This is a genomic window from Oceanobacillus sp. CFH 90083 (genome assembly GCF_009389585.1).
Classification (GTDB): domain Bacteria; phylum Bacillota; class Bacilli; order Bacillales; family Amphibacillaceae; genus Oceanobacillus.
The window spans coordinates 71108-78171 of the sequence record NZ_VIYG01000015.1; the positions used below are offsets into that span (position 1 = coordinate 71108).

Consider the following 7064-nt stretch of genomic DNA (forward strand, 5'->3'; position numbering starts at 1 on the left):
CCTCACTTTAGTCCTTGATTGTCAATATATTTTTTCACCACTTCCATAGGTGAGCCACCTGTCGTCAACAAACAAAAACTTCTTGACCAAAACATTTCTTTCCACAACTTTTTACGAACATCAGGAAAAGCCTTCTTAATGCGCCTAGAGCTTGCACTTTTGTAAGTGTTAATAAATTTGGACAGCTCACTATTAGGTTGTGCTTTGAAAAGAATATGTATATGGTCCATATCATGGTTCCACTCGACCAATGTGAAAAATAGCTATGGATAAATGCTTTCTCTTCCTGACATTACTTAATGCAATCCAGGCTGAAATACATAAAAGAACTATTGACAATACCGGCAAAATACCTAATGGAAATGCCATACTGGATTAGCCCCCTCATGGTTATTAAGTTTATTATATCACAGGAATATTCAAAATATTTATACCAAATCATTTCTTCATTCTATTATTACACTTCTTTTTCTGCATTCACAGACGTCCCGCTTTCTACCCTGACTACCCGAATCAATGATAACGCAGAAATAGTTACAATCACACCAAACACACTTAGAACTACCGTCATCAAATAATATTCTATGATCATTGATCCAAATAATTGCCCTAACGGAACAGAAGCATTTAACAGCATCGAAACTAAACTCAGCACCCTCCCCATCATCGCTTTCGGAATCATGGTCTGGTACATGGTATTTAAGCCCACACTGGCAAAACAGACACCCAGTCCTAATAAACAAGCTGCTGCAACGGTTGCATAATAATTTAATGCAATTCCCATGATTAGCAGTGCCACACCTTCAAGCATCAGACCAATCACTGCCATTTTATATTTATCTTTAAACAGATTCAACATAATTATCAATGATCCGCTCATCGCGCCAATCGCCAGGACAGAATGAATAAATCCTAAGCCGGCAGCACCAGCATCAAAAATATCATCACTCATATACGTAAAAAATATTGTCAGCGGTGCTAAGAAAAAATTAATAATGATTCCGCCAACAATAACGAGAAACAGCAGCGCCCGATCTTTCTTTACATATTGAAAGCCATCCAGCATTTCTGAGAAAAATGATTGCTTATCCTTTTCTTTAGAGTCAGCTATACGGGGAACCTTGATCCAGGATTCCGTTATTGCTGATATGATAAATGCAATACCGCTGATAATTAATAGGAAGCCAATATTTCCAACAAATCCTATCAACATCCCGGCAAGTGCCGGACCAAGGATATTACTTCCCTGCGTACTAAGCTGATTTAACGAATTCGCCTTTGCCAGCTGTTCTTCCTGCACAAGTAAAGGGATACTTGAATTCGCGGAAGGGTTGAACAAAGTCATTGAAGCTGCTATGCAGACTAATAGAGCATATAGCACGGGAAGCGTTAAAGAACCATTTATCATCAAGACTGCAATAGCTAACATCATACTTCCCGTAAAAGCATCTGCCAGAACCATGATTTTCTTTTTGTCAAAACGGTCTGCTGCGACACCTGCCAAGGGTTCAATAATAATTGTTGGTACGGTAAAACATAGAACTGTCATCCCTAAAGATAACGCAGATCCTGTCTCCTGCATCACAAACCATAGAATAGCTAAATTAAAAAAGCGGTATCCAAACCTTGAAACAGTTAACCCTGCCCACAACAGCATATAACTTCGATTGGTAAACAATGCTCCCATTTAGCTTATCTCTCCTTAACAGTCAGAATATCAGACATATTTCTCAGTGCTTCTTCAATCAGCTTCTGGTTTGCCTCATAAAAGATTTTATTTTCAGATCTTGTTGCCGTGATTAGACCCAAATCAGATAGTTTTGAAATATGATGGGAAATAGTCGGGCTGGACAAATTCAGCTGCTTTGCCAGCTCAAAACCGTAGCGGGGCTGTTTATTCAGCTCTTTTTATAATTTTAATTTTCGTCCGGTCAGACAGGGCCTTGGCTAAATCAATCACCCTGTCCTCTTCCTTACTTTCATCCATGATTTGTTCAATACGCTCCATACCAGCAAGAGAAATAACCGCATCATTTTTACCCCCATAAGAGAACAGGGTGCTCGTATAATAAAAGTAGGATGGGATTATAATCATTTTATTTGGAAGATTTGCATTGGGTTGATCAAAGTTTGGTTGAATCAGCTTTTTGACATGTTTTTCGTCCATCTTTAGCAGCTTCTGGATACTGTCTTCATGATAAGCACCCAGCTTCTCTTTGAAAGGCTGAAATATCTTCTCATTTATTTCTTCTACAAGCTTTAAAAGTCTTCTCTTCGTATTTTCTTTATCAAAATATAAATAAAATAACTTTGCCTGTTCAGGGAATGGCAGCAAGGAAGCCTGAATATGTGAAAAAACCTCCTGCTCATCATTATAATCTCCTATCCTCTCTGGTGATGGATAGCCGCTGGTCAGAAATGCTGAAATGATTTCTTCACACTCTAATTGCTCCAAAAAATTAAGAAAGTCAGGTATATCATGCCATTTATCATGTTGATAGAGAAGCTGCACGAATGTTAATCCAAAAAAACTGTCCTGATGGAAAAAGCAATCTAATTCTTCCTTTACCGCATCTGACACCAAAGAAACAGCGTCATGAATAAACTGATTAAAGCTTTCCTTTGCGCGATGGCTTTCTGCTTGCATGTATTCATGATTATTTGAACGAAACTTAAGTGCGAGTAATTCAAATACATCAGATTGTGCCACATAATAATTTTCGGATATGTTTTCCATAATATCCGATCTCCATCTAATATGTTATTTAAATTATATCTAACATAAAAAAATTGCAAGTCGCATTTGCTTTGCTGCTTTCTTATGACAAATTTATGTGGGACATTCTTTCGTTTTTGTCCATGTTTTATCCATCTAATTTCATTGTCACTTTTGATGATTTTTATAATCTCTGCATCATAGCAATCGATAAGAAATACCGGATGGTCTGCTGTGCTAAAATATGGTGGAATCCAGTTCACAGTTAGTTTTAGAGTCCAGATTAAAAATAGGTTTTGTTTCATTTAAAAGGAGGATAAGCAATGTTCCGAGATTCCCAGGCTATGAGCAGTTTTCCAGTAGACGATATTGAAAAAGCCCGTCTATTTTATGAGGAAACGCTCGGTATTCAAACGACAGAGGAAGCAATTGGTTTTACACTTCATTTCACAGAGACAAAGGTCTTTATCTACTCAAAAGGAAAAAAGCATCGGCCAGCGGACTACTTTGTATTGAGTATCACTGTACCGGATATTGAACAGACAGATGCTAAACTGAAACAAAAAGGAATCAGCCTCGAAATCATTGAAGGCATGGAGCATGATGAATATGGCATTATTCGTGGAAAAGCAATGAATAGAGGCCCAGATGTGTCTCTGTTTAAAGACCCGGCCGGTAACTTATTGGCGATAGAAGAAAATTAAATTGAATCACTTTACAAAAGGTGGCGAAATAAATGAAAACAGTCCAATCAAAAGACGGCACCATGCTGGCATATGATATATACGGAGATGGACCTCCCCTGCTGTTTATAACTGGCGCAACCTGCTTTCGGTCATTTGAACCGGTTCTATATGATGCAAATGTGTTTGCAAAACAATTTACTGTTTATAATTTTGACCGGCGCGGTCGTGGTGACAGCGATAATACACTACCCTACGATATAGAATGTGAACTCGAGGATATTGAAGCCTTGATTGATGCAGCAGGAGGAGAGGCAAATGTATATGGGCATTCTTCAGGAGCTATTCTTGCACTAGAAGCTGCCGTGAAGCTTGAAAACAAAGTAAAAAGGCTGGTAATGTATGATCCCGCATATGCGGATAATGCAGCAGATTTAAAAGAGTTTAAAGAGTTGAGTCAAGAGTTATATAAAATGCTTGCACTAGGCAAACACGATGAGGCGCTTTGTTCTTTTCTGCGGGGCATTGGAACACCTGTCGAAATCATTGATGGGATGTTTCGAAAATCCCCTCAGTGGTCAACCATGCTGGCCAGTCATTTACCGCCAGTTGCAAAAATCTCCCAGCTAAAAACCCCCACACAAATCATAGTTGGGGAAAAAAGCCCTGCCTCAATGCATGAGGTTGCAAAGCAATTGGATAAAGCAATTCCTAATACAGTGTTTAGCATTCTTGAAGAACAAGATCATATGCCTGACCCTGAAATAGTACTGCAAGCCTTTGCCCCTTTCTTGCAAAAAGAATAATCATCTTTTAACCAGTCTGGAGTTATTATTTACTTTTAAATAACAACTCCAGACTGGATATTTTATGTGTCTGCTTCACATGGAATAATATTATCTGGTCTTCTTTCATACCCCTTACTTTTTATTGCATTTATTTGGACATTTTTATAAAATGTTTATATAATAGCAAACAAATTTAGGAGATGTTTAAATTGACATATAACAACCATTTTTGGGATGCGACAGTGGAAGAGCTTTCTAGCGGTTATACTTTTGATGAAAATACCGGCAACTATGTATGCCTGCTGTGCAACGAGCACTTTGAAGATGGAATCATCTATCCAATGGACGGAACTTTATACGAAGCAAAAAAAGCTGTTAGTCAGCACATCGAACAGGAGCATGGTTCTGTGTTTGATTATTTGATTCAGCTTGATAAGAAATACACTGGATTGACAGAACATCAAAAGGAATTACTTACCCTCTTTTATCAAGGGTTAACCGATAAAGAAATTGTCCAAATGCAAAATGGCGGAAGTCCTTCTACAATCCGGAGTCACCGTTTTAATTTAAAGGAAAAAGAAAAGCGTGCCAAAGTATTTCTTACGCTGATGAATCTATTAAATAAAGAATCACATCAGGAAAGTGATGATACGTTTATTCACTTTCATAAGGGGGCGAAGATGGTGGATGATCGCTATGCCATTACAGAGGCAGAGAAAAAGAAGGTTTTATCAACTTATTTTAAAGAAGGTCTGGATGGACAGCTGGACAAATTCCCAAGTAAAGAAAAAAGAAAATTGATTGTCCTGCAGAATATCATGACTCATTTTGAATTGAATAAGGTCTATTCTGAAAAGGAAATAAATCATATACTAACGCCCGTCTATAGCGATTTTGTTACGATTAGGAGATATTTAATTGAATACGGTTTTATGGAGCGCAGCAAGGATGGTATGGAGTATTGGGTGAAAAAATAAGGAGGATGGCAAATGAATTCTCAGCAAACTAGCTGGAAATATCCTTCTATCCTCCTTACTACGATTGGCATTGCTAATGTTGGAGAATTTATGTATTTTGCCGCCATCAATATTATCGTATTCAGAATGACTGGTTCTACAGCCGCAGTGGCAAGCTTATGGGTTATCGGACCAATTGTAAATATACTGACAAAATTTTGGACAGGAAGCTTTATTGATTATCGGAGCAAACGCAAAATAATGATTTCCACTTATTTGATAAGAGCTTTTTTTCTTTTCTTTATTCCATTTCTAAATAATATATGGGCGATTTACTTGATTCTTGTTTTTTTAAGCATTGCAAAATCCTTTTTTACTCCGACTTCAATGACATACATTGCGCAATTAGTGCCCAGACCGATCAGAAAACGGTATAACTCGATACAATCTTTAACTAATTCCAGCGCCTTCATTATTGGTCCGGCAATTACAGGAGCACTGATTATGATTAGTGATGTGCATTTACCATTATTTTTAAATACCGCTGCTTTTATAGCCGCTGCATTTTTATTACTTTTCTTACCTGATAAGGACACCTTTGATAAGAATCAAATACCCTCTTTATCTTTTGCACAAATAAAAACAGATTGGATAAGTGTCATCCGATTTTTGAAAGAAAATAGTTATATCGCATTGGTTTACGCCGGCTTTTTAGCAACTACTGTGCTGGGATTTGCAATGGATGCACAGGAAGTTGTATTCACACAGGATGTTGTCGGTCTGTCTGAAGTTGAGTACAGTTTACTTTTAAGTATTACGGGCATTGGAGCCGTTACGGGAGGAATTTTTATTTCTATCTTCTCTAATTATTTTTCCCTGCGATTTTTAATTGCTTTCGGGATTACCCTGCAAACAGCAGGATATATTATTTATGCTTTTTCCTTTTCATTTTTAACCGTTACCATTGGTTTTATCGTACTTGGATTTTTTAGTGCTTTTATCAGTGCAGGCATTAACACATTTTATCAAAATAATGTCCCTTCTGATCTGATGGGAAGAGTCACAAGTATGTTCCAGCTGCTGATAAGTGCTTTTCAGATTGTATTTGTTTTAACAGTGGGAGCCATAGCAGACATTATTCCGTTGCGGCTGACGATTATTGTATTGTCCTTTGGAATGTTATTCATCGCGTTTCTGATTATATTCAGTGTATTTATTCCTGCGAAGAAAGCTTATTTTAAATAGGGCTAAGTTTTTAGTAATCAGGAAGGAAACTGTTAAAACAAAAAAACATATCGTAAAAAGGAGATTTATCATGAATGAAAATAATGCCCTGTTAAATAACATCACATTTCAATTTAGTATTTCAAAACAACTGCTGGAATATCACCTTGCTTCGCTGGAACAGGAGGAATATAGGTGGTGTTCTCCAAATGCAGGGCTCTGCTTGAGGGAAGCAGCAGGAAAATGGATTGCTGATTTCCCTGAATCGGAGGCTTATCATATTGGAACTCCCAGCATCGCCTGGCTATTATGGCATATCACTTTCTGGTGGGAAATGGTATTGGATCACGCTTTCGGAGAGGGAACACTGACCAAAGAAGAAATTAAAGTCCACGAAGATGTGGAATTAGTCAAGACAGCTATTCATTCACTGATTGCAAAGTGGGAAGAGATCTTGGCGAATATAAAGGAAGAGGAGCTTTACAGCAAAGCATATACTGCATTTCCGTTTAACAATGAAGTAGAATTCCATCAATTAGCTTCATGGTTAAATCTTGAATTAATGAAAAATGCTGCCGAGATTGGCTATGTCCGTTTTGAATATGCTTCTGTTAAGAAATAGTTTTATAGTAGAGGGAAACTCCTATGTAGAGCTTTCCCTCTATCTTTTTAAATGTTTTTGAAAACCCCCTGCTAT

General features: G+C 37.5%; 9 protein-coding genes and 1 pseudogene. 5 read left to right on the forward strand and 5 right to left on the reverse strand.

Going from position 1 to position 7064, the window contains the following annotated elements; genetic code table 11:
- Positions 1-2 precede the first annotated feature (2 nt).
- The 5 genes and pseudogenes from tnpA to FLK20_RS18235 all read right to left on the reverse strand — a co-directional run.
- Positions 3-254 (reverse strand): annotated as a pseudogene (gene tnpA / locus FLK20_RS18220) (IS200/IS605 family transposase); the annotation flags it as partial.
- Positions 232-369 carry a hypothetical protein gene (locus tag FLK20_RS21730; protein ID WP_194165682.1) on the reverse strand — a complete coding sequence of 46 codons (138 nt, stop codon included), beginning with the start codon at positions 367-369 and terminating at the stop codon, positions 232-234. The pseudogene tnpA and the gene FLK20_RS21730, both read right to left, overlap by 23 nt.
- Before the next feature lie 88 nt (positions 370-457).
- On the reverse strand, positions 458-1687 hold the full coding sequence (locus FLK20_RS18225) for an MFS transporter (RefSeq protein WP_152658018.1): 1230 nt from the start codon (positions 1685-1687) through the stop codon (positions 458-460).
- Positions 1688-1692: 5 nt separating this feature from the next.
- Complete coding sequence (locus FLK20_RS22315) at positions 1693-1902, reverse strand: ArsR/SmtB family transcription factor (RefSeq protein ID WP_152658029.1); 210 nt, start codon at positions 1900-1902, stop codon at positions 1693-1695.
- Positions 1895-2737, reverse strand: a complete 843-nt coding sequence (locus FLK20_RS18235; RefSeq protein ID WP_152658019.1) for a hypothetical protein — start codon at positions 2735-2737, stop codon at positions 1895-1897. Before FLK20_RS18235 ends, FLK20_RS22315 begins: the two co-directional genes overlap by 8 nt.
- Before the next feature lie 302 nt (positions 2738-3039).
- Here FLK20_RS18235 and FLK20_RS18240 point away from each other — a divergent pair, with 302 nt between their 5' ends.
- The 5 genes from FLK20_RS18240 (at position 3040) to FLK20_RS18260 (ending at position 6989) form a co-directional block, all read left to right on the forward strand.
- A complete protein-coding gene (locus FLK20_RS18240; protein WP_152658020.1) occupies positions 3040-3420 on the forward strand; it encodes a VOC family protein in 381 nt (126 codons plus the stop codon).
- Between the two features lie 32 nt (positions 3421-3452).
- Entirely contained in the window at positions 3453-4205 is a 753-nt protein-coding gene (locus FLK20_RS18245) for an alpha/beta fold hydrolase (protein WP_152658021.1), read from the forward strand.
- Between the two features lie 191 nt (positions 4206-4396).
- Complete coding sequence (locus FLK20_RS18250) at positions 4397-5164, forward strand: DUF2087 domain-containing protein (protein ID WP_370453212.1); 768 nt, start codon at positions 4397-4399, stop codon at positions 5162-5164.
- 12 nt (positions 5165-5176) lie between these two features.
- Complete coding sequence (locus FLK20_RS18255) at positions 5177-6388, forward strand: MFS transporter (RefSeq protein ID WP_152658023.1); 1212 nt, start codon at positions 5177-5179, stop codon at positions 6386-6388.
- Between the two features lie 70 nt (positions 6389-6458).
- Complete coding sequence (locus tag FLK20_RS18260) at positions 6459-6989, forward strand: DinB family protein (RefSeq protein ID WP_227995138.1); 531 nt, start codon at positions 6459-6461, stop codon at positions 6987-6989.
- Positions 6990-7064 lie beyond the last annotated feature (75 nt).

Bases quoted from the DNA above. Each gene is read 5' to 3' on its own strand.
- FLK20_RS18245 (WP_152658021.1), top strand. From the start codon at position 3,453: ATGAAAACAGTCCAATCAAAAGACGGCACCATGCTGGCATATGATATA.
- FLK20_RS18240 (WP_152658020.1), top strand. From the start codon at position 3,040: ATGTTCCGAGATTCCCAGGCTATGAGCAGTTTTCCAGTAGACGATATT.
- FLK20_RS18235 (WP_152658019.1), bottom strand. From the start codon at position 2,737: ATGGAAAACATATCCGAAAATTATTATGTGGCACAATCTGATGTATTT.
- FLK20_RS21730 (WP_194165682.1), bottom strand. From the start codon at position 369: ATGGCATTTCCATTAGGTATTTTGCCGGTATTGTCAATAGTTCTTTTA.
- FLK20_RS18260 (WP_227995138.1), top strand. From the start codon at position 6,459: ATGAATGAAAATAATGCCCTGTTAAATAACATCACATTTCAATTTAGT.
- FLK20_RS18255 (WP_152658023.1), top strand. From the start codon at position 5,177: ATGAATTCTCAGCAAACTAGCTGGAAATATCCTTCTATCCTCCTTACT.
- FLK20_RS18225 (WP_152658018.1), bottom strand. From the start codon at position 1,687: ATGGGAGCATTGTTTACCAATCGAAGTTATATGCTGTTGTGGGCAGGG.